Source organism: Mobiluncus sp. (assembly GCF_034180645.1).
Lineage (GTDB): Bacteria > Actinomycetota > Actinomycetes > Actinomycetales > Actinomycetaceae > Mobiluncus.
Window position 1 is genome coordinate 24,424 of the sequence record NZ_JAXFNY010000010.1, and the last position, 25,851, is coordinate 50,274.

Here is a 25,851-nt window from a genome sequence, read left to right on the forward strand (position 1 = left end):
GACATCGGTGTCTTCTCAACGTAGATGAGACTTTACGGGGGAGTCCGACAGATGGTGCCTTTTGGGCGCTAAAAACCATGATGGGCCTCACCCGCAGGTAAGGCCCATCGGAGGCTCGTGATGGAATCGAGACGGATTTAGATGGCGCTCAGTGCCGGCAAGAGACCCGCGCTCGATTCGCTAGCCACTGCTCCCATGAACGCCAGTCCTCCCACAACTGTCAAGATGATAGTGATACCGATACCGATGAGTCCCAAAATCGTGATTACCATAGCGACCGTGGTCCAAGTCCTTAGTCTGGAAGTAGGTTCCATATTTTGAGCCACCATCTCATTTTTCGCTTTGCTGCCCAGATACCAGGCAATAGGTGAGCAAAGCCAAAAGAAGATGCCGATAATAGCCAGTACCATTACGGTCTGTTCCTGGGGATGCTCATAAGGGCGGGCGAATTGACCGGGCATGGGTTGACCCGGCATCTGCTGGCCCATCGGTTGACCCATCGGCTGGCCGGGCTGCGGCCCGGGAACTTGACCAGGATTACTTTGCTGGGGCTGATAAGGGTTGGACATAATTCCTCCTCAAGAATAAATAGCAACACCTGTGTCCCAACTTATCAGGAAAATTCCTTGGTTCGCTACCCATTAATCGTTGCGGGCTTCAGGAACGTCAAGTCGCGCAAAGGCTGACCAGTGTTGCAGAGTCTGGGATGTGAGGCAGTCTATTGTGACGCATCAGTTAAACGTGCTGGGGTTTAACACACCTGGGTGACTTGTCCGGTTTCTACGTCATACATAAACCCGCCCACTTCGGCAAACCCTTTAATCAGGGCGTGGTTGCGCAGAGTCTCCACGTCATCACGCAAATGTCGGTCTTGGTTCGGATCTGCGCCAAAGACCAAATCTCCAACGGGTTGTCCAGCTTGTTTGGCAATAGCTGCCCGTAATCCTGCTTCGTCAGTAGAAGCCATGGTGCAATTGGTGTGTTCCAGCACCATAATTCGGTCCACGTTGAGTTTATGAACTGCTGAGATGGCTCCTGCCAATGTGCTGGGTTTCAGGAATCCACCGGGAGTGCGCAGAACCTTGGCCTGTCCAACCTTTAGCCCAAAAATCTCGAGAGGATCAAGACGGGAATCCATACAAGTCACAATCAGCAACCCATGCGCGGGAGCGCCGGGTAGGCCACGGTAGGGGAAGTTTTTGGCGTATTGAGCATTAGCTTGTAAGAGATTATCAAACGCAATTTCAGCTTAGCGGTTTTCTCGGCGGGGCGAATACTGGTTTGGCTGCGGTTTGCCACCCCCGCCAATAAATACTAAACTTGGAGGGTTGCTTTTGGCTGAGACCTCTCACAAATGTGTCTGTGTCAGCCAGGGGTTTCAATTCCGCCCGTTTGAGGTGAGATTTGTGCGCCCTTGCAACGCAAGATAGGTTCGGCAAGGCTCTGTTGAGAACCGGCCAGACGAAGGAGAAAAGATGATTCAGCAGGAGTCGCGACTGAAGGTCGCCGACAACACGGGGGCTAAGGAAATCCTTTGTATCCGTGTGATGGGCGGCTCGAAGCGACGCTACGCAGGCATCGGCGACACCATTGTCGCGACCGTCAAGGATGCTATCCCTGGCGGCAACGTGAAAAAGGGTGAGGTTGTCAAGGCTGTCGTAGTCCGCACCAAGAAGGAAACCCGCCGCAAGGACGGTTCCTACATTCGTTTCGACGAGAACGCCGCTGTCATCCTCAAGAACGATGAGGAGCCGCGCGGCACCCGTATTTTTGGGCCCGTCGGGCGTGAACTTCGTGAAAAGAAGTTCATGCGCATTATTTCACTCGCCCCGGAGGTGATCTGATGGCAGCAAAGTTAAAGGTCGGCGACGAAGTCGTGGTGATAACTGGCCGCGACAAGGGCAAGCATGGCCGGATTCTGCAAATCGACCGGAAGCGTGAACGCGTGGTGGTCGAGGGCGTCATGATGATGAAGCACCACAACAAGGCGGGGCGGACCCACCAAGGTCCGACTGGTGGCATCGAAACGAAAGAGGCCTCCATTCATATTTCCAACGTGATGTACTATGAGCCCGCGGCCGCCAAGGCCAAGCTGGGCAACACGACCAAGAAGATTGCGGGTACCCGGGTGGGAATGCGCGAAGAGGTCGTCGATCGCGATGGTAAAGAAAAGACCGTTCGGATTCGCGTGTCCAAAGCTACCGGGAAGGATCTGTAATGGCAGAGGAAACATACACCCCGCGGCTTAAGACCAAGTACCGCGAAGAAATCAAGGGCCAGCTGCTCAAGGAATTCAAGCACCAGAACGTCAACCAGGTTGGCGGGCTGGAAAAGATTGTCGTGAACATGGGTGTGGGTGCCGCCGCGCACGACCACAAGCTCATGGAAGGCGCTATCTCTGACTTGTCCACCATCACCGGCCAGAAGCCCGTGGTTGACAAGGCTCGCAAGTCCATCGCCCAGTTCAAGTTGCGTGAAGGTTCCCCGATTGGGGCTCATGTCACCCTGCGCGGTGACCGCATGTGGGAGTTCCTCGATCGCTTGCTTTCCACGGCTTTGCCGCGTATCCGCGACTTCCGTGGTTTGAGCTCCAAGCAGTTCGACGGTCACGGAAACTACACTTTCGGCTTGACCGAGCAATCTGTGTTCCATGAGATTGACCAGGACTCCATCGACCATGTACGGGGGATGGACATCACGGTCGTAACCACCGCTGCTACTGATGACGAAGGCCGGGCACTTCTGAAGTACCTTGGTTTCCCGTTCAAGGAGGATTAAGAATGGCTAAAACCGCTTTGAAGAACAAGGCTGCGCGCAAACCCAAGTTTGCGGTGCGTGCCTACACTCGGTGCCAGCGCTGTGGTCGCCCTCATTCGGTGTATCGCAAGTTTGGCTTGTGCCGTATCTGCCTGCGTGAGATGGCCCATAATGGCGAGCTCCCCGGCGTTAAGAAGTCTTCCTGGTAAACACATTAGGGGGCAGGTCGATTACGAAACCGCCTCAGAAAGGGCCCAAGCCCAATGACAATGACTGATCCCATAGCAGACATGCTGACACGTCTGCGCAACGCCAGCTCGGCGTACCACGAGTCGGTATCTATGCCGTACTCGAAAATGAAGGCCGCAATCGCGAACATTCTTCAGACTGAGGGTTACATCAAAGACTACGAAGTCGAGGAAGCGCGAGTCGGCAAAACTTTGACGCTTAACCTAAAGTACGGCGCCAAACGTGAACGCGCGATTTCCGGTGTGAAACGCGTCTCCAAGCCCGGTTTGCGGGTGTATGCAAAGTCCACCAAACTGCCGAAGGTCCTGGGCGGCCTGGGCGTGGCGATTATCTCGTCCTCGTCCGGTATGCTCACTGACCGCGAGGCAGCCGACAAGGGTGTAGGCGGAGAAGTTATCGCCTACATCTGGTAAAGGAGGCTGACATGTCGCGTATCGGTAAGATTCCGGTGGAAATTCCCGCCGGTGTGGAAGTAAATATCAATGGACAAGACGTTTCCGTCAAGGGCCCCAAGGGTACCTTGACCATGTCCGTGGCCAGCCCGATTACCGCAAAGGTTGATGGGTCGACCGTGGTCGTGAGCCGTCCTGATGATGAACGCGAATCCCGTTCTCTGCACGGTTTGACTCGTACCCTCATCGCCAACATGGTTGAGGGTGTCACCAACGGATATTCCAAGGTTCTGGAGATTCAGGGCACTGGTTATCGTGTCAACCAAAAGGGCGCTGGCCTGGAGTTCCAACTCGGTTTTTCGCACCCCGTCAACGTGGAGCCCCCCGAGGGCATCACGTTCAAGGTGGAAGGCAACCGGGTCACCGTCGAGGGTATCTCGAAGGAACAGGTCGGCGAGGTCGCCTCGAATCTGCGCAAGATTCGTCCGCCGGAGCCTTACAAGGGTAAAGGCGTGCATTATCTGGGCGAAAATATTCGCCGCAAGGTTGGAAAGGCAGGTAAGTAATCATGGCTTATTCTGTAAAGGGTAAAGGCAAGCGGCTGTCGCGTCTGCGTCGCCACCAGCGGGTCCGCAAGAGCATGTTCGGATCTGCGGAAAAGCCGCGTTTGGTCGTGACCCGTTCTAACCGGCACATGGTCGCCCAGCTTGTCAACGATTACGAGCACAAGACCATTGTCAGCGCTTCCACCATGGAAGACGCTTTGCGCGGTGCTAAGGACAACAAGGTGGCCAAGGCGACCGAAGTTGGCAAGTTGATTGCACAGCGTGCCAAAGCCGCTGGGATTACCCAGTGTGTGTTTGATCGCGGTGGAAATATGTATCACGGTCGCGTTGCGGCTGTGGCTGAAGGTGCCCGCGAGGGCGGACTGAGTCTGTAAGGAAAGTTGAGAAAATGGCTGAACAAGAACAGCAGATTACAGGCGAGACCGCAGACTCTGTGGACCAGACCACGGACTTTGGTGCTAATGATGCCCAGGATCGTGGCGGTCGCCGGGAGCGCCGCGGAAATCGCCGTGAACGCGATGACCGCCGTGACAATCGTCGTGGCGGCAGCGCTGATGACAAATACATTGAACGCGTGGTGACCATCAACCGTGTGTCCAAGGTGGTGAAGGGCGGTCGTAACATGTCCTTCTGCGCTCTGGTCGTGGTTGGCGACGGGGAAGGTACCGTCGGTGTTGGTTACGGCAAGGCTAAGGAAGTTCCGGCAGCGATTGCTAAGGGCGTGGAAGAGGCTAAGAAGTCCATGTTCCATGTTCCGATGATTCGCCACACTATCGTCCACGAGGTCCTCGGTGAGGATGCTGCGGGCGTAGTACTGCTCAAGCCGGCTTCCCCCGGTACCGGTGTAATTGCCGGCGGCCCGGTGCGTGCGGTTATGGAATGCGCCGGAATCCGCGACATTTTGTCCAAGTCTTTGGGCTCTGACAATGCGTTGAACATCGTGCGCGGTACCGTGGATGCGTTGAAGCAACTCGAACAGCCGGAAGCCGTAGCGGCTCGCCGCGGTTTGCCGCTGGAGCGCGTGGCTCCTGCCGGCATGTTGCGGGCTCGCGCCGAAGGTGAAGCTCAGGTGCGCGCCGAAGCGGTTAAAGCCGAGGCTGAATTGGCTGCCGAAGGAGTGAGTGCGTAATGGCTAAGAACCTGAAAATCACTCAGGTGAAGTCCACGATTGGTTCCTCGCGAGATCAGCGGGCTACTGTGGCTTCCCTGGGACTAAAGAAAATTCGTCAGTCTGTGGTTCGCCCTGATAATCCGGCCGTGCGCGGCCAGGTGCATAAGGTGCGCCACCTAGTAAGCGTGGAGGAGGTCGACTGATGAGCGAGAGCGAAGAGGAAAAGACCGCTGCGGAAAAACCTGCGGCAAAGAAAGCTCCGGCCGCTACCAAGAAGCCGGCAGCTACCGCTACAAAGGCCACAGCCAGTGACGACGTTAAGGTGACTTACCTGCACGATTTACGTCCGGCTCCGGGCTCCAACAAAGCCAAGACTCGCGTCGGCCGCGGTGAAGGTTCGAAGGGTAAGACTTCGGGTCGCGGCACCAAGGGTACCAAGGCACGTTACCAAGTGCCTTTGGGCTTTGAGGGCGGTCAGATGCCGATGCATATGCGCCTGCCCAAACTGCGCGGCTTTAAGAATCCTTTCCATGTCGAGTACCAGGTAGTGAACCTGGATCGCCTGTCCAAAGTGTTTCCCAAGGGCGGCACTTTGACGGTTGACGACTTGGTTGACAAGGGTCTGGTCCGTAAGAATTCCCTGGTCAAGGTGCTGGGAACCGGTGAAGCGACAGCCAAGTTTGACTTGACTGTAGACGCTTGGTCCAGCTCAGCTAAGACCAAGGTCGAGGCGCAAGGCGGGTCCTTGACCGCACGCGTACGCTGAGGATTACGGCGGGGTACACAAAGGGTACCCCGCCGTTTCCACCAATTTCTGTTGAACCGGTATCATGTTTAGCTAGGAAGTGGGCTACGCTCACTGACGTGCCGAAAAACTTTGGAGGACACTTGTTTACCGCTTTTATTCAGGCTTTCAAAACGCCTGATCTCCGTAAGAAGCTGTTGTTCACCTTCTTTATCATGGCTCTGTTCCGCTGGGGTTCGTTTATCCCCCTGCCGGGTGTTGACTATGCCGCGTTAAAGGCGGTCATCTCTGATGTTCAGAACAACGGGTCGCTGCTCGACTTGGTGAACATGTTCTCCGGTGGTGCTTTGCTGCAGCTCTCTGTTTTTGCCTTGGGCATCATGCCTTACATTACGGCTTCGATTATTATCCAGTTGCTGCGTGTAGTCATTCCTCGTTTTGAGGATCTTCACAAGGAAGGTCAGACCGGTCAAGCGAAACTGACCCAGTACACGCGCTACCTGACTATTGCCTTGGGCGTGCTGCAATCAACTTCCATCATCACCGCGGCGCGCACCGGCACACTTTTCGGCCGGGCTTCTAATGAAAAGATTATCCCCTCGGATTCCGCTTGGATTTTCGTCCTCCAGATTCTGGTGATGACGGCCGCTACCGGCTTGATTATGTGGATGGGCGAGCTGATTACCGAAAAAGGTGTCGGTAACGGTATGTCCATCCTGATTTTCACCTCTATCATCGCCAACTTGCCGCAGAAGCTGTTCGCTATTGCTGGCGGTAACGGCGGTATCCAAAAGTTCTTGGCGATTATTGCCCTGATTCTGTTGGTGACCCTGGCTGTGGTCTATGTGGAACAGTCCATGCGTCGCATCCCCGTGCAGTACGCCAAGCGCATGGTGGGACGCCGGATGTACGGCGGCACCACCACCTACATTCCGCTAAAGATTAATATGTCCGGCGTTATCCCGGTCATCTTTGCTTCCTCAATTCTGTCCCTGCCGATGATGCTGGCTCAGTTCGGTGACCAAAATGCCAAGTGGATTCAATGGATTAGCATGAACTTCCGTTCTAGCTCCTGGTTCTACCTGGTCGTTTACGGCTTGCTGACCTTTGCGTTCGCGTTCTTTTATACCTCGATTACTTTCAACCCCGAGGAAGTCGCGGACAATATGAAGAAGTACGGCGGCTTCGTCCCCGGTCTGCGTGCGGGACGTCCCACGGCCGACTACCTGCACTACGTGATGACTCGAATCACTACGGCCGGTGCGGTTTACTTGACTATCGTGGCTCTGGTTCCCCAGATTGCGATGGTCGCGATGAACGTGCCCCAATTGCCCTTCGGTGGTACTACAATTCTGATTATTGTTGGCGTTGGCCTGCAAACGGTGAAGGACATCAACGCTCAACTGCATCAGCACCACTACGAAGGATTTATGGCATGACGAAAAATTTGGTGATTATGGGTCCTCCCGGCGCGGGTAAAGGGACCCACGCCAAAGAGATTGCAACACACTTTCAGATTCCTTGGATTTCAACCGGTGATATTTTCCGTAAGCATAAGGCGGAAAAGACTGAACTGGGCAAACTCATTGAGTCCTATATTGACAAGGGTGAGTTCGTTCCCGACTCGGTCACGGACCGGATTGTCTGTGAGCGCATCAGTCAGACTGATGCCACCGCCGGCTTTTTGCTGGACGGCTATCCCCGCTCCATTCCCCAGGCTAAGGTTCTCAAAGCCGTCTTGGCTGAAACCAACGAACGGGTGGATGCGGTGATTTACCTGGATGTCAGCGCTGCCGAGGTAAAACGGCGGCTATTGAAACGTGCCGAAATTGAAGGCCGTACCGACGACACCCCCGAAGTCATCGACCACCGTCTGGAGGTTTTCTTTGAAGCTACGCAGCCCTTGCTGGATTTTTATGAGCAGGAAGGCGTGTTGCGCAAGGTCGATGGGGAGGGCACCATTTCTGAAATTGCCCAGCGCTTGCTTGCGGTGATGGAAGAAATCGAAAGGATTTAGCTCGGTGTCAGTCCAAGACCGGCGCATTGAGATTAAGTCCACCAATCAAATTCTGAAAATGCGCCGCGCCGGAATGGTGGTAGTCGCGATTCACCAGGCTCTTCGTGAGGCTTGTGAGCCGGGAATCACTACCGGAGAACTGGATCAGATTAGCGCCGCTGTCATCAAACGTATGGGCGCAAAGCCTAACTTTTTGGGCTACGACGGCTTTCCCGCCACCGTTTGTGTCTCGATTAACGAGGAAGTTGTCCACGGGATTCCAGGCAATCGGGTGTTGCAGTTTGGCGACTTAGTGAGCTTTGACTGTGGCGCCTATATCGTGGACAACGCTTCTCGCCAGTGGCACGGTGATGCCGCATTTTCGATGATTTGCGGTGGTGAAACACATGCTCGTCCCGATGATTTGCAGCTGCTTTCCACGACCGAACGAGCCCTGTGGTCAGCGATAGCTGCCCTGGCAAACGCCAAGTATCTGGGCGAAATCGGCGATGCTGTTGAGAGAGTTGTAGCGGAGGATACGCTCCGCTACGGCTGGGAGGCCAGCATCGTGGAGGAGTACGTGGGCCACGGTATCGGCACCGCCATGCATCAGGCTCCCGATGTGTTGAACTATTCCACCCGTGCCCGCGGTCCAAAGATAAAACCGGGGATGGTGCTGGCCATCGAGCCGATGTTGACCCGTGGAGGCTCTGTAACCAAAGAGCTATCCGATGGTTGGACGGCAGTCACCGTGGATGGGTCCAGAGCGGCCCACTTTGAGCACACTGTTGCGGTTCTGCCCGGCGGAGTGTGGGTTTTGACAGCTCCAGACGGAGGACGCGCCGGGTTGGCTCCCTTCGGGCTTTCACCGCGGGCAATCGCGCCCCGCGGTTGAGGTTTTTCCAAGTTTACTTTTCGTCAGTGTTGAATTACGGTCATTTTGGGCAATAAACCTCTTTAATTGGCAAGTTTTGCAGTTAGATTTAGGTTTCACTAGGGGTGCCTAATATAGAATAATTAGAGCTGTGCCGTCCGGCACTGTGAATGGCAAGGAGAATACAACGTGGCTGAAAGCAGCAACCCCGCAACCCCCCCTCGTTTCAACATGGGAGCCCAAAGGTTTTCCTCGTTTATGCCCGAAGATGATGGGTATCGTCCCCCTACGTTGACGGCTCAAGGTCGTGAGGACGTGGAACGCTTGCGGGCCAAGGTACGTAAACATAACCCTGGTTACATCTATACAAACGGGGTTTCCTTGCCGTCCCAGCTGCCCAGCGTGCCGGAACTGTTGGATGAACTAGCCAGCCACGTGCGTTCCGCCCGCAGTGACCATGACATTCCCAACACGCCCTTGCCCGAGGTCGAAACCTCCGAGCTTGCCAAGGCCGGTTTTGACTGGAAAGCCATTGCGGATTGCGCCATCGAGGCTCTCGAAACGGGATCCCGCCGGCCACTACCGCTGGCTAATGATCCCGCCGCAGCAGAGATTCCCGGTCTGAGTATCATTGCAGCCGCGCGGGCGTCTTCCGCCGCGGCTCCAACTCCTGAGATGCCAGCCGAACCTGAACCTGAAACCTTGCCGACAGAAACTTCTGACCGTGGAGCCGACTGGCAGTCCAGTGAAACGACCTGGTCAGAAACAGCTGCAACCCCGACAGACGCGGCAGAACCTTTAGCTCCAGAAATCGGAGTACCTCTAGCTCACGCTCCTGAGGATGCGGTTGCTGAAACCGAGGCGCCGGAAGAAACCTTATCGCCGTTCGGAGAGCCGATGGCGGCAGGCGAATCTACCTCGGAAACGGCTGCACCCACTCTTGACCAAGAACTGCCTGATAGCGAGGCGCCGGAAGGCGCACAGGACGAGGCCGAGCCTTGGTCTGAGCCCGAAGAGCATGCGGCCACTGACGCTGAAGAAATCGAGCTTCCTGAAGAATTGCCTGAACAGCTACCTGAGGAACTACCCGAAGAATTATCTGAGCAACAGCCTGAGGACCTGCTGGAACAATTGCCTGACGAACTTTCCGAGGAATTGCCCGAGGCGCTGCCTGAGGAGTTTCCCGTTGAGCCAGCGGACGGTGAATCGGCCGAACAGACTCTCGCCGCGGAACTCTCCGCCGCAGAGGATTTGGTCGGTCAGCGTGTCTACGACGATGACGTGCTGGAGTCCGAAGGTAACGATGACGAACTTTACGTAGGTGACGTGGAAGGCGAGATGGCGCATTGGGCTGTCACCCCCGAGGAACCTGAGGAAGTCCTCCCGTTAGAGCCCGACCAGCCCGCGGTCGCGTCAGATGAGGCACCGGCCGAGGTGGCTTCTGAAACTGAACTTGAGGCCACTCCTGAACAAACCGCTCTGCCCGAGGACGCGGAAGTCGCCGCGGAACTACCGGCAGCCGCACTGCTGGAGGAAACGGAGATTAATGAGCCCCAAATCGAGACGGAGCTGACTCTGCAAGATTCCGCCCCCGAGGAGCCGGTGGATGAGGTCAGCCCTGAACTTACGGAGGAAACCCTGGTTGAGGAAACGGAACCGGCTGAGATTCCTGAGACGGAGATCCCTGAGGAACTCCCGGAGATGCTGACTCCGGCAGCCGAGACGGAAGAAACCTTCGCCGAAACAGATGTTGACTTGGTGGATCTGGATTTGGGCGAGTTGGACGATTTGGAACTCGATCTCGAGTCGGCTGAGATTGAGACGCCGGAAGAACCCAGTCTTGATGGGCCGATGGAAGAATTCGCCGATGCCGAGCTGGCAGAGGCAGCTGAACTCGCGGACGAAAGTCCCGCCGAATTGCCCGGGGACGTCCAAACTTCGCAGGAAACGGCTTTGCCTGGTAGTGAGGCCATTGGGATGGAGGAGCCGGATGCTTCCCAAGATTCAGATTGGGCCAATCAGGAAGAAATCGATTTGGGAGATTTTGCCGATTCAGAGTCCGAAGTTCCGGCCGAACTGCCAGTCGACATGTCAGACGAGCTGACCGAGGGGGACACCGCTGAGGAAAGTGAAGGGACTGAGCCGGCCGCTGCTGACTTGCCTTACCTGGGTGAAAACGCCGAGGAAATGCTGGCCCAAGCCAATCAGGCTGAAACGGAAGGTGATGAGGAGGAACTATCCTTCGAGATTCCCCAGGTACAAGGCGACATTCCAGAAGCTATGCAGGAGGGATACCCCGAATGGGATCCGACCGCAAGTGCAGAGGGCGTGCCAGGCGCTGACGAAGAGCTGTTCGCAGCTGGTTACGAAGATGCCGAAGCCGCGGTCGAGCCAGTCAAACAGGGATTCTTTTCCCGGCTTTTCTCCAAGAGGTCAAAGAAGTAACGTCGAAGGACCGCAAGCAGTAGCCAATAACAGGTAAAATAGCAGTAATCTCAGGGAGGTGAGCCCAGACATGACCACGCAGGCCAACCGCATTGTTTCGCTGCTGAACAAGCAGTCTCAGCACCCTTTGCGTAATGCAATCTTATTCATGATTGGCTGGGTCATCCTGGTTCTGGTGGGCATGACTTTCATCATGACCACCGTGATTCCTCGCACCCAAGGCTACGTCGCCACGACCATACCTGACGATTCTATGAATCCGACTTTCTCCCAATCGGATGTGTTGCTGTTCCAAAAGCTGCGCCAGCAGGGAGCCCAACAGCTCAATCCGGGTGACGTTATTGCTTATCAGCCGACCGAAGCGGTGAAATACGAGATTGCGCGAGTCAGCGAAGTCATGGGTTCCGGCGACGAGATGCAGTTCGGCGTCAAGTCTGACAATCCCCAGGCGCAGGCCAGTGATGAAACAGTCACTCTGGATATGGTTCGCGGTGAGTTTCGTTACAAGGTTCCTTTCTTCGGGCTCCTGTTCCCGTTGCTTCCGCCTCCGGCAGTCTCATTCGTGCTGATTTTTGTGGCCCAGCTGCTGCTAATTTATGCCGGCTGGCAAATTGGCACCTCCATGATTAATGCTCGTGATCCGCAACGTCAGGCGCGGGCGGCACGGCTGCGGACCGCGGCTTTGGCCGGTAACTTGGAAACGACTCGGCAGCGGTTGCGCCGTCAAGGTCTCAAGTAGTCCACCGGGGTAATTCTCAAGTTTTCCCTCGTCTGGGCTCAGCTTTGGCCATCTTGGCGGAGAGTCTCTGATTTGGTGTTTTGCGGATTAAAGGTTTAGAATCAACTTTTGGACTGTCTAACGGTGGGGGTTCCTGCCTGAGGACAGATTCTAAAGATCCAAAAGACATTTTCGGAGGATTGGTTAGCCCTATGGGGAAAAAAGACGGAGTCATCGAGGTCGAAGGTACAGTAGTTGAGGCCTTGCCTAATGCGATGTTCCGGGTGCAACTGGCCAATGAGCATGTGGTTTTGGCGCATATCTCAGGAAAGATGCGCCAGCATTACATCCGTATCCTGCCTGAGGATCGTGTGGTAGTCGAGTTGAGTCCTTACGACCTCACTCGAGGCCGTATAGTGTATCGCTACAAGTAAAATGGCCTAACTCGGAGGAAATGATGAAGGTTAACCCCAGCGTTAAACCCATCTGTGACAAGTGCAAGGTGATTCGCCGGCACGGTCGCGTGATGGTGATTTGCGAAAACCCGCGTCACAAGCAGCGTCAGGGCTAAGTCCCGGCGCGTCGCTCCCGGCGCACGACCCGATTTGGGTCAAGCACCCGCCAGCGGCCAATCGTTTCACCTGGAGTTTCAGGTGTTGCGTGAGCCGTAACCCTCGGTATCAGGGGCCGAGGCCGCGCTATTGACAGTGTGGGAGGCAGGGTGACGGCCTCTGAATAAGAAAACAGGAGAAATACATGGCACGCCTGGTAGGTGTGGATTTGCCGCGCGAAAAGCGCATGGAAATCGCTTTAACATATATTTACGGGATTGGACGTACCCGCGCGAAGGAAACCTTGGAAGCGACCGGTGTGAGCCCGGATACGCGCGTCAAGGACCTTACTGAAGACGAATTGATTGCTTTGCGCGATTTCATTCAGGCCAACTACAAGGTCGAGGGTGATTTGCGCCGTGAAGTTGCTGCGGATATTCGCCGCAAGATTGAAATCAACTGCTATCAAGGGCGTCGTCACCGCGCAGGCTTGCCGGTTCATGGCCAACGCACCAAGACTAATGCGCGTTCCCGCAAGGGACCCAAGCGCACCGTTGCCGGTAAGAAGAAAGCGAAGTAAGGGGGATAAATCATGGCAGGTAAGCCTCAAGCCACTAAATCGCGCCGCAAGGAACGTAAGAACGTTACCGAAGGCAATGCTTATATCAAATCCACATTCAATAACACCATCGTGTCCATTACGGATCCGTCCGGTGCTGTTATTGCTTGGTCGTCCTCCGGTCAGGTCGGTTTCAAGGGCTCGCGTAAGTCGACGCCGTTCGCAGCGCAGTTGGCTGCTGAAGCCGCGGCTCGGCGCGCGCAGGAATTTGGTCTGAAAAAGGTTGACGTTTTCGTCAAGGGTCCGGGTTCTGGTCGTGAAACCGCGATTCGTACCCTGACTGCTACCGGTCTGGAAGTTGGTTCCATCCAGGATGTAACTCCGCAGGCTCACAACGGCTGCCGCCCTCCGAAGCGTCGCCGCGTCTGATTGCGCTTGTACGGGCCGATTAGCCGCTGGTGGACCTCACCAGGGACAAACGGCAGCTCAAGCGGTTCTGGAAAATTACTTACAACCTAAAATACTCAAATCCCTTCGCCAAGGATTTGGAGCCTGAACCGGTGTGGTGGCGGATGCCGGAAAGGAAATCAACAGTGCTTATTCAAGCGCAACCGAAGCTGACTGAAGAAGTTATAAATGACCAGCGCTCTCGTTTTACGATAGAGCCTTTGGAACCGGGTTTCGGGTACACTCTGGGAAATTCCCTGCGTCGCACCCTGCTGTCCTCGATTCCGGGTTCGGCAGTGACCTCTATCAAGATTGAGGGGGCTTTGCACGAATTCACGACCCTGCCGGGTGTGAAAGAGGACGTGACTCAGATTGTTTTGAACATCAAGGAAATCGTCCTGTCCTCGGATAATGATGAGCCCGTGGTGATGTATCTGCGCAAGACCGGGGAAGGCGAGGTCACCGTGGGTGACATTATGCCTCCGGCTGGCGTGGTGATTCACAACCCGGAACAGCACATTGCCACGTTGAACAAAGACGGCAAGCTGGAAATCGAATTGACAGTGGAACGCGGCCGCGGCTACGTTTCCGCGTCTCAGAACAAGGACCCGGAAGCCGAGATTTCTCGTATTCCCGTGGATTCCATCTATTCTCCAGTTCTTAAGGTGTCCTACCGCGTGGAGGCCACTCGTGTGGAACAGCGCACTGACTTCGATCGTTTGGTCGTCGATGTGGAAACCAAGAAAGCCATTCTTCCGCGTGACGCGATGGCTTCCGCGGGCAAGACCCTGGTGGAACTGTTCGGGCTAGCTCGCGACTTGAACCACGATGCCGAAGGCATCGAATTGGGGCCGTCCGGTAACGATGCAGCTCTGGCTGAAGATTTGGCTATGTCTGTTGAGGACTTGGATCTGACCTCCCGGGCGTTGAATTGCCTGACTCGTGAAGGCATTAACACGGTAGGCGACCTGGTGGCTCGGTCCCAGGCAGATTTGCTGGATATCCGTAACTTTGGTCAGAAATCCATTGATGAAATCAAGGAAAAACTGGCTGGGATGGGGATGTCTTTGAAAGACACCCCGATGCCTGCTGTCGAAGGCGCGGACATGCCCCAGTTCAGTGATGAAAACTAACTTTTGAGACAAGATTTAAGGAGAATCAAGAATTATGCCTAAGCCCACGAAAGGCCCCCGTTTGGGTGGTAGTCCGTCTCATGAGCGGATTATGCTCGCGAACCTGGCTTGCGCCCTGTTTGAAAATGAATCTGTAACGACCACCGAGGCTCGCGCCAAGCGTCTTCAGCCGCTGGCTGAGAAGCTCATTACCAAGGCTCGCCGCGGTGATTTGCACGCTCGCCGTCAGGTGCTGTCCAAGCTGCACAACAAGGCCGTGGTCGCCAAGTTGTTCGAGGAAATCGCTCCGGCCATTGATAAAGACCGTGAGGGTGGTTGCACTCGCATCGTAAAGATGGGATACCGCAAGGGCGACAATGCTCCTCTGGCGGAAATCTCTTTGGTGCTCGAAGGCGTCGAAAAGAAGAAGAAAGCTAAGCCGGCCACACCGAAGAAGGCTGCTGCCAAGCCGGAAGAAGCTAAGCCGGAAGAAACCAAGGCCGAATCTGAAGCGAAAGATGCCGCAGAGGAAAAGCCCGAAACTCCTGTAGAGGAAAAGGCTGAAGCTAAGGCGGAGGAAACTCCCGAAGAAAAGGCCGAATAAGCCGACTCATTTTCCGCAGGGCTGGGTTCACAGGACCCAGCCCTCCGGTTTTTTATCAGATGCGCCACAAATTCGTCGCGAAACAGGGAGGATGGATATTATGTCCAGCAGCCCTAGAGTGAACGCAGATTCAGTCCGCATGACACCGCCACCGGGCTGCGTCGTGGGGCTCAGGGGGAAGTAATGCGCATACGCCTGGATATTCGCTATGATGGGACACCGTTTCACGGTTGGGCCGTCCAGCCCGGACTGCCTACGGTGCAGGGCGCCCTCCAATCCGCTCTGGCGGTGATCTTTCGGCAACCTGTGGAACTTACGGTGGCGGGACGCACCGATGCTGGGGTTCATGCCACCGGGCAAGTGGCCCATTTCACCGTGCCGGATTCGGAAAACCACACAGTTTCCCCCGAAACTTTGGCGCTGCGGCTGGGAGCGGTATTGCGGGCGGTGCTGAGCGGAAATCTGGCTAGCCCGGTGGAGGATGCATCATCTGCTTATCCCCAGGACGCCGTGGATGCGTTGGTGGTGACCGCGGCGAGAGTGGTGCCGGAAAGTTTCGATGCGAGGTTTTCGGCTTTGGCGCGCCATTACGCGTACCGCATTGTTGATGACGTGGCAGCGCGCAACCCGTTGACCCGCAACTGCTGTTGGTGGTATCCGACCTCGTTGGACCCGGCTGCTATGAATGCGAGCGCCACAGTACTGTTGGGGGAACACGACTTCGCGGCTTTCTGTAAACCGCGCGAGGGCGCCACCACGATCCGAAACTTGCAACAGTTAGAGATACTGCGAATCGAACCGGGAATCATAGAAATCCGGGTGTGCGCCGATGCCTTTTGTCACTCTATGGTGCGCTCCCTGGTGGGCGCGTTGACTGAAGTAGGACGTGCTAAACGGGACACAGCCTGGCTGGCAGGAGCGTTGGCCGCCAAAGCGCGCATCCCAGACATTCCGGTCGCTCCCGCCCTGGGATTGACCCTCACCGGGGTTGATTACCCCCAAAGCGCGGCGGAACTGCTCGCTCGACAACAAACCACGCGGGCACGGCGAGACTGCGGTTGTCAGCCAAAACACGACTGAGCAAATTCCTACCCCAGCCGTGAGGCATCGTTCACTGGTGGCTTATTCCGCGGCGGATACGCTTTTTTGCCGGCTCTTTTCGGCCTGCTTTACCGCCAGAGAATTCGTGTTTTCCGAACCGCGGAACACCACGAACTTCCACCACAAGAACTCGCCGACAAAGTTCAGCAACAAACTGATGCCTTTCAGCAACCAGTCAGCCCACCCCATATTGGACAGAATTTGTCCGCCCCAGGACGTCAGAGGGATAAAGAACACATAGAACAAGGCGACCTTGAGCATCGCGATGGGAACGTTATTCGCTGACTTGAAAGTGAAATGGCGGTTGACCGTGAAGTTATAGATAACCGACAGGGCGATGGAAACCGATTGCGACACCCAGAACGGGAACCACCCCGTCAGGGAGTTTATCCATACCATCAGGGCGAAGCTGGCGACCTCGACCCCGGCGGCGGTGATAGACAGAAGAGTAAACTTGATGGCTTGAATGAGGGCGGCTTTGCCTTTTGAAGCCTGGCCGACCACAATCGCATCAGGGTTGCTCGGGGGAGGGGCTGGGGCTGTCTGTTCAGCGCCAGAGGGCGTTGCCCCCGAGGGGACATCGGGGGAGTTGTCTGGCTGCTCCGGTGGGGTTGGAGAATCCGTCTGTGTCATAGTGGTAATCCTTTGTTATTTCGGTTGGTCGTTACTGTTGAGCAGATTGAAGGCTTTGCGGTTGGCGCGGTAGAGGCCTTTGAACACTTCGTATTGGCGGTCGTAGACAGCGCGATGTTCCGGGGTAGGCAGGTAACGTTCCGAGATTTTCACGAGTTTCTGGGCGGCCTGAACCAGGTTGTCGACTTCGTGTGCCCCCACCAGGGCGACTAGGGCAGCACCGACCGACCCCACGTTTTGTGGATCCCTTACCGTCTCTACGGTTCGACCCAGCACATCAGCCAGAATCTGGGAAGTGACTGGCGAGAGGGCGCCGCCACCAACGAAACGTACCGCTTCGGAAGTTTGAACTTTCTTCCCTTCAGTTTCCAAGAACCAACGCAGATGGAAACATACGCCTTCGATGACGGAACGCAGCATCTCAGTTTTGCCGGTTTCCAGGGAGATGTTGAAAAACATGGCCCGGGCATTGGCATCCTCGAACGGGCAACGGTTTCCGTGCAGCCAAGGGGTAAAAATCACACCGCCGCTACCAGCGGGAGCTTTCGCAATGACTTCGGACAAGTACTCGTAAAGCGAGGTGTATTTCGTTTCCACGTCCGCGGCTTGATCCTTATGAGACAGATAGACGTCAATCTCGTCCTCGGCCAAATGTTTGCGAACCCATTCGAAACATTTTCCGGCCGTTTCTAGTTCGGCGAAGTAGTTGTATTTGCCCGGATCGGCACCGTCAACGGTAGCAATCATGGAATTAACATCAACCGCGCGCTTATCGGTGACGGTAGAGACCCATCCTGAAGTTCCCCAGTAGACGTGGGTGTCACTGACCCCGCAGGCCCCAGCGCCAACCCCAATTAGTGACGCGTCCCCACCACCAGCATAAACGGTGGTGGTTTGCGGCAGGCCAAGCTCTTGAGCAACTTCTGGAAGCAACTTCCCGACCGCGGTAGCAGACGTGACGATGGGCGCGAGGTGATCCGGATTGACCCCGAAAGAGCGGGCTAAACGCGATGCCCACGCGGGACGACTGCTGCGTACGTCCAGGAGCAAAGTGGCGAACGCCGAATCTACGGACATGACGAAATTCCCGGTCAGGCGGGCAATGAGGTATTCTTTGGCGTCGAGCCACTTGTGGACTTTGGCATAGACCTCGGGTTCGTTGTCGCGCACCCACAGGTATTTCCACATGGGGTCCTTGACGGAAGCGGAAACTGCGGAGGTCCGATAGAGGCTGGACAACAACTTCTTGGCATTCATCCCCGAAATTTTCATGCCGGTTTCCAGCCCGCGCCGTTTTTGCTCCGCGGCGCGCTGGTCCATATAGCTCATGGCGGGACGCAGGTGATGCCCAAACTCATCCACCAGCACCAGAGCCTGCATCTGGGAGCAAAAACTGATGGCTTGGACCTCCGCCATTTCTTGCGGGTTTTCGCGCGCAAGTTCACGAGTGGTTTTGACGATGGCGTCCCACCACTGGTCCGGGTCTTGTTCCGCGCCCCCATTGGGCAGGATTGTTAGGCCGTAGGCCCCCAATCGGGAGTTTACCAGGGTCAGCTCCGACCCCGCCTGGTACAGACAAGTTTTCACTCCTGACGTTCCGACGTCGTAAGCAAGTATCAACATACTGTTTTCTTTCGTTCAAGAGTTATACAATTGGGGCAATGACTTCAGCTCAGTGAGGAGAGAATCAAATGCGAATTAATCAACCCAGCACTCGCGCCATCAACAAGCAACTGGATGACCTTATCAAGAAACCAATTTACTCCATTAGTGCCGGAGCCTTGCGCAATTACGAACAAGATTACTTCGAAGCGAAGTGTTCAGGTTCGAAATCTATGATTGAAACGGCAATGAATCGCATTCCCGGTGGAGTTCAGCACAATCTCGCGTTCAACCATCCTTTCCCCCTGGTCATCACCAAAGCCAGCGGACATGAACTAACTGACATTGACGGCAACGTGTACTTTGATTTCCTGCAGGCTGGCGGTCCGACCGTGCTGGGCTCCAACCCGCCGGAAGTTCGCGAAGAAGTCATCAAACTGTTGAAAGATGGGGGGCCGTCTACCGGTCTGTTCCACGAGTACGAATACAAACTGGCGGACCTCATCGCCTCACGGGTGCCGACTGTGGATATGTTCCGAATGCTGGGTTCGGGCACAGAGGCGTGCATGGCGGCAATCCGGGTCGCCCGCCTGGCCACCAAGAAGAAGCACGTCCTCAAGATGGGCGGGGCCTATCACGGCTGGTCTGATCAGCTTGGTTACGGTATCCGTATCCCGGGTTCTAAGTTCACCCAAGCCCACGGGGTGCCTTGGACCATGTTCCGTTACGTAGACGAGTTTATGCCCGGAGACTTGGGTGACCTGGAGCGCAAACTGCGCATGAAGAAGCTCCACGGCGGTACTGCCGCGGTCATGATTGAACCCATCGGGCCGGAATCCGGGACGTGGCCAATCGACCAGGCTTTCCTCAAGGGTGTGGAACGGCTCTGTCGACGCTACGGGGCGTTGTTGATTTTTGACGAGGTCGTTACCGCCTTCCGGATTTCTGACCGGGGCGCTTCAGGGCTGTTTGGGATTGACTCCGATTTGACGGTGTTTGGCAAGGTCATCGCCGGAGGGTATCCCGGTGCGGGCGGTCTGGGCGGCAAACGCGAATACATGAAGTACCTCGCGGCGGGGATTCAGACGGGAGACAAGGTTCACAAGGCGTTGATTGGCGGCACGATGGCAGCCACCCCAATTAGCTGCGTGGCGGGCTACCACACGATTAAGCGCATTATTGAGACGAATGCTTGTGAATACGCCGGAGAAATGGGCAACCGCCTGACCGATGGACTGCGGGATCTCATTAAGCAGTACAACCTGCCTTTCGTGGCTTGGAACGAAGGATCCGTGTGCCACCTCGAGACAGTAGGAACCATGCACTTCTCTATTGATTGGAGTAAACCGTGGACGATTCCGCACGTCTTGAACGAAACTTCGAAACGTAAGAAAGAAATGGAATACATGGGGGCGGCCTACACCGCCGAAGGGCTGATTACTCTGGCCGGCTCGCGCCTGTACACTTCCGCGGCCTACACCCCGGAGCTAATCGACGAGGCGCTGAACCGTTTCGAGCGGGTGTTCCAAAAGGTTGAGATGAAGCCGGCAACCAATAAATAAACAGGCGCGGGCAGCCGCAGTAGCGAGGAAAGGACAAAAAATGACCGGGAATACTGGGCAAGACGATAAAACCGGAAATGTGATTATCGATACCGCGCGCCTTCTGCTGAGAGAAGGCTTAGTGGCTCGTACCTGGGGCAACTTGTCTCAACGTAGCGGTGATGACCGTTATCTCATTACGCCTTCAGGACGGGGCTACGAGACGATGACCCCGGAAGAACTGGTAGAGGTCGATTTTGAGGGCAAGTGGTCCGGGGATTTGAAGCCGAGTGGGGAACGCGGGCTGCACACGGAAATCTATCGGGAATTGCCTGAGGTCCAGTTCATTATCCATACTCACCAGCCCTATGCCTCGGCTCTCAGCGTGAGCGGTGCTGCGGTGGAAATCCCAGCTGAGCTGGCAGAACGTATCGGGTCGACGACCCTGCCGACGGCAGCTTACGGGTTACCTTCCACGGGGAAACTGCATAAGGCCGTGTTGGCTACACTACGTGAGACCGGGTCCAGGGCGATTCTGATGCAAGGTCACGGGGCAGTGCTGTTCGGCCAAGACGCGAACGAACTGGTGGATTTGGCAAAAGAGGTGGAAGCCGCCTGTCGTACTCAGTTTGAACTGATGACCGGCTGGAAGGAAAAGGACGGCGCGGCGCGGGTGCGGTGTTTTGAGCGCGATGGCTTTGGCTTGCCGCCTCAGATTATCCACATTTTCATGCGTCGAGACGATGCCGGGGCGGTGGTCGCGACGGACGATCCGCTGTTCTTGCAGTTCAGTCAGACGGGTTTACCCGCCTACCTGGACGACTTCAGCCAGTTGGTCGGCTTGAAAGTCGGTCAAACGTTTGGCAAGACGATGATTTACGGGCATAAAGCGACCTATTTCCTGGGGGCTGATTTGGATGAAGCACAGGCGGTGGCCACAGTAGCGCGTAAGAACGCATTGGCGGCTCTGGTGGCAAAGGTTACCTCATCCAAGCCGATAGGTTGGCTGGATGGAACCATCATGCACGGGGTCTACAAGTTTAAATACTCCAAACTAAAAGACTGATTTTCCCAGTTCGGTTTTGGCGGGTGCTGCTAAAGACACAGTAGCTTCGGTCGCTGGTAATGCCAGGGAAGTCAGTACCCAGATTGGCGATGTAGCCACTTCCACCGAACAGATGCGTAGTGCCGTTACCGAGATTTCAACTAATGCCGCAACAGCCGCGAAATCAGCTGCGCAGGCCACCACTTTGACTGCGCAGGCTAATGATGTCATGGGTGAACTGGATAAGGCTTCCGAAGCAATCAGTTCGGTCATTGAAACTGTCAAAATGGTGGCGGAGCAAACTAACCTTTTGGCGCTAAACTACCATCGAGGCTTCTCGGGCCGGAGAATCTGGGAGAGGCTTCGCGGTGGTGGCCTCCGAGGCGAAAGATTTGGCTTTAGGTACCAAGTCTGCCGCTGTTGAAGTGTCTGAAAGCGTCACCAAGATTCAGTCTGATACTCAAGCGGCGATGGAGGCCATTACTGAGATAACCGGCATTATCTCAAACATTAATGACTATCAATCCAACGTGGCGGCAGCTATTGAAGAACAAACCGCAACCATTTCCTCTATGGCGCAAACCGTGACGGAAGTGTCAGACGATTCCGCGCAAGTTACAGACAACCTGTACCGCATTGAAGCCAAGACGGAAGAAACTGTTGAGGAATTGCAGGAAGCTAGCCAAGACATGGTGCTCAGCGCCCAGGAATTCGAAGCGCTCCAAAAGACATTGTCCCAGTTCAAGTGGGTGAATGAAGCATGACGAGATCGCAAAGCTGCCAAGGCAAGAACAAGAAATCTCAGCTGCGCCTGAATGTGTTAACAAAGGTATTGCTGATGGGGATTGTTGGAATCCTGGGCATAGCCTCGTTCGTGATTTGTTCCGCTATAACTGACGAAATTTATTATGGGAAGGTACGCGGCTACCAGGATTTAATACTGATTTCAGACCAGGTCAGTACCGTTTCCGAACTGGTCAGCCAGAGCCAAGCCGATTACCTCCAAAACGAATTTGCCAGCCATAATCCCACCCAAAATCTGGAACCCCAGCCGATTGCAGAGACCATCAAGCAGGCCATATCCGACTTGAACACCGCTCAAGACATTTTTGCTCAGTCCGGTTTGCGTGATGAGCAGCTGCAGAAACAATTTGCGCAGGCAATTTCCAGCGCGGCAAATGACTCGGGTGTCGTCCTGGAGAACCTGGAGAATTATTGCGCGAATGTCACCAAAGCTCAGTCTGATGTTAATGACCTTTCCGAATACGCGGATTCCCTCTCCAAGCAGGTGACTATGCTCACCGGGGATTTGTCCAAGCTCAAGACTCGCCCTGCGGGGGACGCGGCGCCTGAAAATAATCTGTCCAGCGCTGCCCTATCCTGAGCGCTCGCCAGATACGTGCAAGTGAGGCGCCGCTCGAGTGCTCTCTGTGCAGATACCCATTTCGTGGGACCCCACAAAGGGGTTCCACTGCTATTCAAGGGGATTGACCACGGTGACGCCGTCAAAGACCATGCCCTCACTGAGGTCCTCGCTCCAGATTTCTTTGCAGCCCCCGCGTTTGGCGGCCGCAACAATCATGGCGTCCCAGATAGAGAGTTGGAAACGACCAGCAATTTGAACGGCTTGGTTTACCAGGCGCGCGTCAGCGGAGATGACGGTTTGAAAGCTGAGATGCTCGATGATTTCATCAGCAATCTGTCCGGCCGCAGTGTCTTTCAGTTTGCGGGTCAGGACATTGTATAGCTCCAGTAGCACCTGGGTGCTCAGTACCCGGTGGGGGAGCTGTTCTAGGGCGGCAAGCGCACGCTCGCGTTTCGCGGGTTTGTGGCTGTCGAATGAATAAACCAAGATGTTGGTGTCAAGAAAAACGTTCGAGGCGCTCACGATACAAATCCTCTCGAGTCCAGGTACGTCCTTCCGGTCCGCTGCCGGCAGTAGAGGCACGAGCCAGGTCGAGGAATTCCTTCCAATGCGATTCCTGGGTGTCGGTGTTGGCGTATTCCTCGAGTTTCCTGGCGAGATACTGATTCACGGACTCGTCGTTTTCTATCGCCTTGATACGGGCACGTTTCAAGACTTTGGGGTCAACGTTGATGGTCAAGCTGGTCATAGGTTAATTGTAGCGCAACTCGTGTAGCACGGGAAGACGAAAAAACGGGTTAACTTTGCAATAGACCCTCTGGGAGGTTTTCAGGACGGGTTGCGTAACCAGAGTGGGGAGCGTAGCCGAGGGAACCTCTGGAAACCACTTCATCACTCATGCCAACAACCTATTTTCGCGCTCAAACTATGTGAGGCACCGCACCGCCCTCGCGCTCAAATTACATAAGGTACGCCGGGCTATTGACTAGGGTTCGCACTCAGTTTTAAACTGAGAGCATGATTCCGAAGAAATCCTTGAGATTGCTTGTAGTTTCCGTCACCACGATAGCGCTGTCAATGGTCGTTTCTGGTACCGCAAATGCTGATAGTTTGCATCCAGATACACCCATAGATCCCTTGGTAACGGTAAATTCTAGACCTGTTATCAGCAGTATTTCCGAAGAAGAATTCCAATCCATACACAAGGACATCGATTCTCTGCAAAGACTGGATCCTTATTTCAAGAATGGAACTATCGATTATGCAGCCGCCGTATCTGATGATTCGATTGATAAAAAAGTTTTAGACGAATATACCTCTGTCCTTCAGGCAAGCTCAGATACAATGCATCCGGATTCACCTACCTCCGCAGTGATAAAAGCCATGTCCGCTTGTAAAGGAAAAAACGGCTGGAGAGCTTTTTGGCCTACGGTGTTCTTGAATAGCTGCAATGCTAGCGCTGTATCAAACGCACTCAATAGCGGTGCAGGTGTGGCCGCAGTAGCAGCAGCTATTACCTCCTATACCGGAGCAGGACCTGTGGTTGCTGGCGCGATTGCGGGAGCCTTAGCTACCTATGGTGGTGTTTACGGTCTATGTAACTCATGGGGCAGAGGAATCCAAATATTTCTTAATCCTGTAAACGCACTACCAGCATGCTGGTCACAATAATGCGTGCCCTAAGAACACTTATTGTAGTACTTGCCTGCGTTACGGTAGTTACAGGCATTATCGGGACTATTTTTGCTCTAATAAAAGAGCCATCATTCGTACTCGCCCAGATTTCGTCATCAACAACAGCGTTTATGCTAGCAGCCTTGGCGTTCTATATTTTAAAGATTCACTCCTCGAAGAAGTAGTTCTTATCTGCCGTGCCCGTGTCGGTGTTGTTTGCGGCGTTTGGTTTGGTCGCGTTCTGCTTTGGGCTGTTCGGCGCGAGTTTTAAGGTCTTTCGCTAAATCTTCCCCGGGTTTGCGGCGGGCTGTATTGCTTTCAGGACTGACCGCACCGGTTCCGACTGTGGTGTGGTTGGCTGGTTTTGCGCCCTGATTTCACTTTCTGATCGGTTTGCTGCCCGCCGCAACCTAGCATTCTCTACAATCACGTCCTCCTCTAGGCGGTGAACACGATCCTCTTCGTGAACTCAACTTGAGCACCCATAGAAACAACTCCATCACTCATACCAACAATATATTTTCGCGCTCAAACTATGTGAGGCACCACACCGTCCTTGTGCTCAAAATACATAAGGCACGCCGTGATTTTGACCCGGGCGGGCGAAATCGCTAAAATTAAACGGTTGTATGCCCTCGAGTTGGTGACCATTCCCACTCATACCGCTGTCATCCCGGGGCACACGCAAACTTTCATCATCACAAAAGTGATGAGAACGACGATTAAGAATTGAAGGCTAGAGAAGTGCGTACTTATTCACCCAAGGCTGGTGACGCTGACGCGAAGTGGCACGTAGTTGATGCTGATGGCATCGTGCTGGGACGTTTGGCTTCCCAGGTAGCTACCTTGCTGCGCGGCAAGCACAAGCCGACCTTCGCTCCCAACTTTGATAACGGAGACTATGTCATCGTTATCAACGCGGAAAAGGTCGTGTTGACCGGCAACAAATGGACTGAAAAGACTGCCTACCACCACTCGGGTTTCCCCGGTGGCTTGAAGGCAACCTCTTACCAGGAAATGCGGGAAAAACAACCCGAAAAGATCATCGAGAAGGCAGTTAAGGGAATGATGCCTCATAACCGCCTCTCCAAACAGCAATTGACGAAGCTGAAGGTTTACGCCGGACCGGAGCATCCGCACGCCGGCCAGAACCCGGAAGTTTTTGAACTCACGCAAATCGCGCAATAAACGCGGTTCGCAAAACCTCAAGGAGTATCGTGGCGAAGACCACTACAGAAATCGAAGAGCTGGAGGATGTCCCCAGCGAATACACCACCGAGACTCCGGCGGCTCAGGATGAACCGGGTCGTGGGAATTCTCGTATTGACAAAGGCATGGGGCTGGGGCGCCGTAAAGAAGCCGTAGCCCGCGTGCGTTTGGTTCCGGGTAACGGCAATTGGACTATCAACGGTCGTACCCTGGAAGATTACTTCCCGAACAAGTTGCACCAGCAATTGGTCATGGCACCTTTCGTGCTGTTGGACTTGCAGGGGCGTTTCGACGTCAAGGCTCGCATTGACGGCGGCGGTATTTCCGGCCAGGCCGGTGCGCTGCGCTTGGGCGTGTCCCGCGCGCTGAACGAAATCGATCGTGACGCTAACCGTCCCGCGCTTAAGAAAGCCGGCTTCCTGACCCGCGACGCTCGCGCCGTGGAACGCAAGAAGGCTGGTCTTAAGAAGGCTCGCAAGGCACCGCAGTACTCGAAGCGTTAATCGCTGCCTGCGACAAAGTTTAGTGGAACCCGGGATTACCCGGGTTCCACT

At 55.0% G+C, this 25,851-nt stretch carries 36 protein-coding genes; 29 read left to right on the top strand and 7 right to left on the bottom strand.

The features are described 5' to 3' along the window. Nucleotides 1-137: 137 nt before the first annotated feature. Together SPI05_RS04045 and SPI05_RS04050 are read right to left on the bottom strand one after the other, a co-directional pair. Nucleotides 138-569 carry a hypothetical protein gene (locus tag SPI05_RS04045; protein WP_295026572.1) on the bottom strand — a complete coding sequence of 144 codons (432 nt, stop codon included), beginning with the start codon at nucleotides 567-569 and terminating at the stop codon, nucleotides 138-140. Between the two features lie 182 nt (nucleotides 570-751). Next, complete coding sequence (locus tag SPI05_RS04050; RefSeq protein ID WP_321076386.1) at nucleotides 752-1,147, bottom strand: carbonic anhydrase; 396 nt, start codon at nucleotides 1,145-1,147, stop codon at nucleotides 752-754. Nucleotides 1,148-1,475: 328 nt separating this feature from the next. Between SPI05_RS04050 and rplN the strand changes: the two genes are divergently transcribed. From rplN to truA, 22 genes are all read left to right on the top strand, one after another. Further along, the gene (gene rplN, locus SPI05_RS04055) at nucleotides 1,476-1,844 is read left to right on the top strand and encodes a 50S ribosomal protein L14 (RefSeq protein WP_004008332.1); all 369 of its coding nucleotides are present in this window, start codon (nucleotides 1,476-1,478) and stop codon (nucleotides 1,842-1,844) included. Then, entirely contained in the window at nucleotides 1,844-2,218 is a 375-nt protein-coding gene (rplX, locus tag SPI05_RS04060; protein ID WP_282922087.1) for a 50S ribosomal protein L24, read from the top strand. Before rplN ends, rplX begins: the two co-directional genes overlap by 1 nt. Further along, nucleotides 2,218-2,778, top strand: a complete 561-nt coding sequence (gene rplE, locus SPI05_RS04065) for a 50S ribosomal protein L5 (RefSeq protein WP_282922086.1) — start codon at nucleotides 2,218-2,220, stop codon at nucleotides 2,776-2,778. Before rplX ends, rplE begins: the two co-directional genes overlap by 1 nt. A 2-nt stretch (nucleotides 2,779-2,780) precedes the next feature. After that, nucleotides 2,781-2,966 (top strand): type Z 30S ribosomal protein S14, encoded by a 186-nt coding sequence (locus tag SPI05_RS04070; RefSeq protein ID WP_004008329.1) that lies wholly within the window; start codon nucleotides 2,781-2,783, stop codon nucleotides 2,964-2,966. 54 nt (nucleotides 2,967-3,020) lie between these two features. Then, a complete protein-coding gene (gene rpsH, locus SPI05_RS04075; protein ID WP_004008328.1) occupies nucleotides 3,021-3,419 on the top strand; it encodes a 30S ribosomal protein S8 in 399 nt (132 codons plus the stop codon). Between the two features lie 11 nt (nucleotides 3,420-3,430). Further along, complete coding sequence (gene rplF / locus SPI05_RS04080; RefSeq protein ID WP_282922085.1) at nucleotides 3,431-3,964, top strand: 50S ribosomal protein L6; 534 nt, start codon at nucleotides 3,431-3,433, stop codon at nucleotides 3,962-3,964. Nucleotides 3,965-3,966: 2 nt separating this feature from the next. After that, on the top strand, nucleotides 3,967-4,338 hold the full coding sequence (gene rplR, locus SPI05_RS04085) for a 50S ribosomal protein L18 (protein ID WP_282922084.1): 372 nt from the start codon (nucleotides 3,967-3,969) through the stop codon (nucleotides 4,336-4,338). A gap of 14 nt (nucleotides 4,339-4,352) precedes the next feature. Next, nucleotides 4,353-5,093: a 30S ribosomal protein S5 gene (rpsE, locus tag SPI05_RS04090; protein ID WP_321076391.1), complete on the top strand. Its 741-nt coding sequence runs from the start codon at nucleotides 4,353-4,355 to the stop codon at nucleotides 5,091-5,093. Then, a complete protein-coding gene (gene rpmD / locus SPI05_RS04095) occupies nucleotides 5,093-5,278 on the top strand; it encodes a 50S ribosomal protein L30 (RefSeq protein ID WP_282922082.1) in 186 nt (61 codons plus the stop codon). Before rpsE ends, rpmD begins: the two co-directional genes overlap by 1 nt. Next, nucleotides 5,278-5,841, top strand: coding sequence for a 50S ribosomal protein L15 (gene rplO, locus SPI05_RS04100; RefSeq protein ID WP_321076393.1), 564 nt, complete (start codon nucleotides 5,278-5,280; stop codon nucleotides 5,839-5,841). Before rpmD ends, rplO begins: the two co-directional genes overlap by 1 nt. A 122-nt stretch (nucleotides 5,842-5,963) precedes the next feature. Continuing rightward, nucleotides 5,964-7,259, top strand: coding sequence for a preprotein translocase subunit SecY (gene secY, locus SPI05_RS04105; protein ID WP_321076535.1), 1,296 nt, complete (start codon nucleotides 5,964-5,966; stop codon nucleotides 7,257-7,259). Further along, nucleotides 7,256-7,837, top strand: coding sequence for an adenylate kinase (locus SPI05_RS04110; RefSeq protein ID WP_321076395.1), 582 nt, complete (start codon nucleotides 7,256-7,258; stop codon nucleotides 7,835-7,837). The genes secY and SPI05_RS04110 overlap by 4 nt, the downstream gene beginning before the upstream one ends. Before the next feature lie 4 nt (nucleotides 7,838-7,841). Beyond that, on the top strand, nucleotides 7,842-8,711 hold the full coding sequence (map, locus tag SPI05_RS04115; protein WP_321076397.1) for a type I methionyl aminopeptidase: 870 nt from the start codon (nucleotides 7,842-7,844) through the stop codon (nucleotides 8,709-8,711). A 168-nt stretch (nucleotides 8,712-8,879) separates the two neighbouring features. Then, nucleotides 8,880-11,135 (top strand): hypothetical protein, encoded by a 2,256-nt coding sequence (locus SPI05_RS04120; RefSeq protein WP_321076399.1) that lies wholly within the window; start codon nucleotides 8,880-8,882, stop codon nucleotides 11,133-11,135. A gap of 70 nt (nucleotides 11,136-11,205) precedes the next feature. Then, nucleotides 11,206-11,874: a S26 family signal peptidase gene (locus tag SPI05_RS04125; RefSeq protein ID WP_321076401.1), complete on the top strand. Its 669-nt coding sequence runs from the start codon at nucleotides 11,206-11,208 to the stop codon at nucleotides 11,872-11,874. A gap of 191 nt (nucleotides 11,875-12,065) precedes the next feature. Beyond that, on the top strand, nucleotides 12,066-12,287 hold the full coding sequence (infA, locus tag SPI05_RS04130; RefSeq protein WP_036324108.1) for a translation initiation factor IF-1: 222 nt from the start codon (nucleotides 12,066-12,068) through the stop codon (nucleotides 12,285-12,287). Between the two features lie 23 nt (nucleotides 12,288-12,310). Next, complete coding sequence (rpmJ, locus tag SPI05_RS04135) at nucleotides 12,311-12,424, top strand: 50S ribosomal protein L36 (RefSeq protein ID WP_004008316.1); 114 nt, start codon at nucleotides 12,311-12,313, stop codon at nucleotides 12,422-12,424. 185 nt (nucleotides 12,425-12,609) lie between these two features. After that, nucleotides 12,610-12,984: a 30S ribosomal protein S13 gene (gene rpsM / locus SPI05_RS04140; protein WP_282922075.1), complete on the top strand. Its 375-nt coding sequence runs from the start codon at nucleotides 12,610-12,612 to the stop codon at nucleotides 12,982-12,984. A gap of 12 nt (nucleotides 12,985-12,996) precedes the next feature. Next, nucleotides 12,997-13,392: a 30S ribosomal protein S11 gene (gene rpsK / locus SPI05_RS04145; protein WP_282922074.1), complete on the top strand. Its 396-nt coding sequence runs from the start codon at nucleotides 12,997-12,999 to the stop codon at nucleotides 13,390-13,392. Nucleotides 13,393-13,556: 164 nt separating this feature from the next. Continuing rightward, complete coding sequence (locus tag SPI05_RS04150) at nucleotides 13,557-14,543, top strand: DNA-directed RNA polymerase subunit alpha (protein WP_282922073.1); 987 nt, start codon at nucleotides 13,557-13,559, stop codon at nucleotides 14,541-14,543. 34 nt (nucleotides 14,544-14,577) lie between these two features. Further along, entirely contained in the window at nucleotides 14,578-15,126 is a 549-nt protein-coding gene (gene rplQ / locus SPI05_RS04155; RefSeq protein ID WP_321076404.1) for a 50S ribosomal protein L17, read from the top strand. A gap of 183 nt (nucleotides 15,127-15,309) precedes the next feature. Further along, nucleotides 15,310-16,206, top strand: a complete 897-nt coding sequence (gene truA, locus SPI05_RS04160; RefSeq protein WP_321076406.1) for a tRNA pseudouridine(38-40) synthase TruA — start codon at nucleotides 15,310-15,312, stop codon at nucleotides 16,204-16,206. Nucleotides 16,207-16,248: 42 nt separating this feature from the next. Here the strand turns inward: truA and SPI05_RS04165 are convergent, their stop codons facing one another. Together SPI05_RS04165 and SPI05_RS04170 are read right to left on the bottom strand one after the other, a co-directional pair. Then, nucleotides 16,249-16,860 carry a GtrA family protein gene (locus SPI05_RS04165; RefSeq protein WP_321076408.1) on the bottom strand — a complete coding sequence of 204 codons (612 nt, stop codon included), beginning with the start codon at nucleotides 16,858-16,860 and terminating at the stop codon, nucleotides 16,249-16,251. Between the two features lie 15 nt (nucleotides 16,861-16,875). Next, nucleotides 16,876-18,483 (bottom strand): FGGY-family carbohydrate kinase, encoded by a 1,608-nt coding sequence (locus tag SPI05_RS04170; protein ID WP_321076409.1) that lies wholly within the window; start codon nucleotides 18,481-18,483, stop codon nucleotides 16,876-16,878. 68 nt (nucleotides 18,484-18,551) lie between these two features. Here SPI05_RS04170 and SPI05_RS04175 point away from each other — a divergent pair, with 68 nt between their 5' ends. Next, nucleotides 18,552-20,024 carry an aspartate aminotransferase family protein gene (locus tag SPI05_RS04175; protein ID WP_321076411.1) on the top strand — a complete coding sequence of 491 codons (1,473 nt, stop codon included), beginning with the start codon at nucleotides 18,552-18,554 and terminating at the stop codon, nucleotides 20,022-20,024. Nucleotides 20,025-20,064: 40 nt separating this feature from the next. After that, the gene (locus SPI05_RS04180) at nucleotides 20,065-21,069 is read left to right on the top strand and encodes a class II aldolase/adducin family protein (protein ID WP_321076413.1); all 1,005 of its coding nucleotides are present in this window, start codon (nucleotides 20,065-20,067) and stop codon (nucleotides 21,067-21,069) included. Here the strand turns inward: SPI05_RS04180 and SPI05_RS04185 are convergent. Further along, entirely contained in the window at nucleotides 21,058-21,321 is a 264-nt protein-coding gene (locus SPI05_RS04185; RefSeq protein WP_321076415.1) for a hypothetical protein, read from the bottom strand. The two genes, SPI05_RS04180 and SPI05_RS04185, sit on opposite strands and share 12 nt — an antisense overlap. 53 nt (nucleotides 21,322-21,374) lie before the next feature. Between SPI05_RS04185 and SPI05_RS04190 the strand changes: the two genes are divergently transcribed. Further along, nucleotides 21,375-21,812, top strand: coding sequence for a methyl-accepting chemotaxis protein (locus tag SPI05_RS04190; RefSeq protein ID WP_321076537.1), 438 nt, complete (start codon nucleotides 21,375-21,377; stop codon nucleotides 21,810-21,812). Next, on the top strand, nucleotides 21,809-22,432 hold the full coding sequence (locus tag SPI05_RS04195; protein ID WP_321076416.1) for a hypothetical protein: 624 nt from the start codon (nucleotides 21,809-21,811) through the stop codon (nucleotides 22,430-22,432). Before SPI05_RS04190 ends, SPI05_RS04195 begins: the two co-directional genes overlap by 4 nt. 90 nt (nucleotides 22,433-22,522) lie before the next feature. Here the strand turns inward: SPI05_RS04195 and SPI05_RS04200 are convergent, their stop codons facing one another. Together SPI05_RS04200 and SPI05_RS04205 are read right to left on the bottom strand one after the other, a co-directional pair. Continuing rightward, nucleotides 22,523-22,936, bottom strand: a complete 414-nt coding sequence (locus SPI05_RS04200) for a PIN domain-containing protein (protein ID WP_321076418.1) — start codon at nucleotides 22,934-22,936, stop codon at nucleotides 22,523-22,525. Continuing rightward, nucleotides 22,911-23,162, bottom strand: coding sequence for a hypothetical protein (locus tag SPI05_RS04205; protein WP_321076420.1), 252 nt, complete (start codon nucleotides 23,160-23,162; stop codon nucleotides 22,911-22,913). The genes SPI05_RS04200 and SPI05_RS04205 overlap by 26 nt, the downstream gene beginning before the upstream one ends. Nucleotides 23,163-23,431: 269 nt before the next feature. Here SPI05_RS04205 and SPI05_RS04210 point away from each other — a divergent pair, with 269 nt between their 5' ends. The 3 genes from SPI05_RS04210 to rpsI all read left to right on the top strand — a co-directional run bounded on the left by SPI05_RS04210 (nucleotide 23,432) and on the right by rpsI (nucleotide 25,800). Next, nucleotides 23,432-24,085, top strand: coding sequence for a hypothetical protein (locus tag SPI05_RS04210; protein WP_321076422.1), 654 nt, complete (start codon nucleotides 23,432-23,434; stop codon nucleotides 24,083-24,085). Nucleotides 24,086-24,832: 747 nt separating this feature from the next. Beyond that, nucleotides 24,833-25,276, top strand: coding sequence for a 50S ribosomal protein L13 (rplM, locus tag SPI05_RS04215; protein WP_296182650.1), 444 nt, complete (start codon nucleotides 24,833-24,835; stop codon nucleotides 25,274-25,276). A gap of 29 nt (nucleotides 25,277-25,305) precedes the next feature. After that, entirely contained in the window at nucleotides 25,306-25,800 is a 495-nt protein-coding gene (rpsI, locus tag SPI05_RS04220; protein ID WP_282922056.1) for a 30S ribosomal protein S9, read from the top strand. Nucleotides 25,801-25,851 lie beyond the last annotated feature (51 nt).

Excerpts from the sequence above, each read along its gene's own strand:
- SPI05_RS04045 (WP_295026572.1), bottom strand. The coding sequence starts at position 569 with ATGTCCAACCCTTATCAGCCCCAGCAAAGTAATCCTGGTCAAGTTCCC.
- rplN (WP_004008332.1), top strand. The coding sequence starts at position 1,476 with ATGATTCAGCAGGAGTCGCGACTGAAGGTCGCCGACAACACGGGGGCT.
- rplX (WP_282922087.1), top strand. The coding sequence starts at position 1,844 with ATGGCAGCAAAGTTAAAGGTCGGCGACGAAGTCGTGGTGATAACTGGC.
- rplE (WP_282922086.1), top strand. The coding sequence starts at position 2,218 with ATGGCAGAGGAAACATACACCCCGCGGCTTAAGACCAAGTACCGCGAA.
- SPI05_RS04070 (WP_004008329.1), top strand. The coding sequence starts at position 2,781 with ATGGCTAAAACCGCTTTGAAGAACAAGGCTGCGCGCAAACCCAAGTTT.
- rpsH (WP_004008328.1), top strand. The coding sequence starts at position 3,021 with ATGACAATGACTGATCCCATAGCAGACATGCTGACACGTCTGCGCAAC.
- rplF (WP_282922085.1), top strand. The coding sequence starts at position 3,431 with ATGTCGCGTATCGGTAAGATTCCGGTGGAAATTCCCGCCGGTGTGGAA.
- rplR (WP_282922084.1), top strand. The coding sequence starts at position 3,967 with ATGGCTTATTCTGTAAAGGGTAAAGGCAAGCGGCTGTCGCGTCTGCGT.
- rpsE (WP_321076391.1), top strand. The coding sequence starts at position 4,353 with ATGGCTGAACAAGAACAGCAGATTACAGGCGAGACCGCAGACTCTGTG.
- rpmD (WP_282922082.1), top strand. The coding sequence starts at position 5,093 with ATGGCTAAGAACCTGAAAATCACTCAGGTGAAGTCCACGATTGGTTCC.
- rplO (WP_321076393.1), top strand. The coding sequence starts at position 5,278 with ATGAGCGAGAGCGAAGAGGAAAAGACCGCTGCGGAAAAACCTGCGGCA.
- SPI05_RS04110 (WP_321076395.1), top strand. The coding sequence starts at position 7,256 with ATGACGAAAAATTTGGTGATTATGGGTCCTCCCGGCGCGGGTAAAGGG.
- SPI05_RS04125 (WP_321076401.1), top strand. The coding sequence starts at position 11,206 with ATGACCACGCAGGCCAACCGCATTGTTTCGCTGCTGAACAAGCAGTCT.
- infA (WP_036324108.1), top strand. The coding sequence starts at position 12,066 with ATGGGGAAAAAAGACGGAGTCATCGAGGTCGAAGGTACAGTAGTTGAG.
- rpmJ (WP_004008316.1), top strand. The coding sequence starts at position 12,311 with ATGAAGGTTAACCCCAGCGTTAAACCCATCTGTGACAAGTGCAAGGTG.
- rpsM (WP_282922075.1), top strand. The coding sequence starts at position 12,610 with ATGGCACGCCTGGTAGGTGTGGATTTGCCGCGCGAAAAGCGCATGGAA.
- rpsK (WP_282922074.1), top strand. The coding sequence starts at position 12,997 with ATGGCAGGTAAGCCTCAAGCCACTAAATCGCGCCGCAAGGAACGTAAG.
- rplQ (WP_321076404.1), top strand. The coding sequence starts at position 14,578 with ATGCCTAAGCCCACGAAAGGCCCCCGTTTGGGTGGTAGTCCGTCTCAT.
- truA (WP_321076406.1), top strand. The coding sequence starts at position 15,310 with ATGCGCATACGCCTGGATATTCGCTATGATGGGACACCGTTTCACGGT.
- SPI05_RS04165 (WP_321076408.1), bottom strand. The coding sequence starts at position 16,860 with ATGACACAGACGGATTCTCCAACCCCACCGGAGCAGCCAGACAACTCC.
- SPI05_RS04170 (WP_321076409.1), bottom strand. The coding sequence starts at position 18,483 with ATGTTGATACTTGCTTACGACGTCGGAACGTCAGGAGTGAAAACTTGT.
- SPI05_RS04175 (WP_321076411.1), top strand. The coding sequence starts at position 18,552 with ATGCGAATTAATCAACCCAGCACTCGCGCCATCAACAAGCAACTGGAT.
- SPI05_RS04180 (WP_321076413.1), top strand. The coding sequence starts at position 20,065 with ATGACCGGGAATACTGGGCAAGACGATAAAACCGGAAATGTGATTATC.
- SPI05_RS04185 (WP_321076415.1), bottom strand. The coding sequence starts at position 21,321 with ATGACCGAACTGATTGCTTCGGAAGCCTTATCCAGTTCACCCATGACA.
- SPI05_RS04195 (WP_321076416.1), top strand. The coding sequence starts at position 21,809 with ATGACGAGATCGCAAAGCTGCCAAGGCAAGAACAAGAAATCTCAGCTG.
- SPI05_RS04205 (WP_321076420.1), bottom strand. The coding sequence starts at position 23,162 with ATGACCAGCTTGACCATCAACGTTGACCCCAAAGTCTTGAAACGTGCC.
- SPI05_RS04210 (WP_321076422.1), top strand. The coding sequence starts at position 23,432 with ATGATTCCGAAGAAATCCTTGAGATTGCTTGTAGTTTCCGTCACCACG.